We start from the raw sequence: 308 nt of genomic DNA, 5'->3' as shown, positions 1-308 counted from the left end.
CGCCCAACAGAAAGCGGACCGCCCGGGGCGAGCGCTGAGAGAAAACGGTCAGCCTGCCTCCCCTGCTGGCAAAAAGCTGCAGCACGTCCCGCTGGAGCTGGGGCAGGTTGCCTGCGGCATCCAGCAGCAGGCTGTCCAGATCACAGAGGACTAAGGTCTGGTCAATGGTCGTCTCTTTCATAGGTTATTTCCTCCTGTGCGCTGACGGAGCGTGGTCAAGAAGCGGGTGAAGTAATCCGGCAGCTCAGAATCGAACCGCAGGTGTTCCCCCGTGATGGGGTGAATAAACCCCAGCGTTTTTGCATTCA

Annotated in this window: 2 pseudogenes; both read right to left on the bottom strand. The window is 59.1% G+C overall.

Annotated elements, in window-relative coordinates:
- Window positions 1-181: pseudogene (locus P0G09_RS17880) on the bottom strand (haloacid dehalogenase); the annotation flags it as partial.
- Window positions 178-308, bottom strand: a pseudogene (locus tag P0G09_RS17875) (RNA pseudouridine synthase); the annotation flags it as partial. The pseudogenes P0G09_RS17880 and P0G09_RS17875, both read right to left, overlap by 4 nt.

The sequence above is a fragment of the Faecalibacterium sp. DFI.5.82 genome, assembly GCF_029076575.1.
GTDB classification, from domain to species: Bacteria; Bacillota; Clostridia; order Oscillospirales; family Ruminococcaceae; genus Faecalibacterium; species Faecalibacterium duncaniae.
The sequence above is the reverse complement of the archived record's forward strand: the minus strand, read 5'-3'. Positions and strand labels throughout refer to the sequence as shown.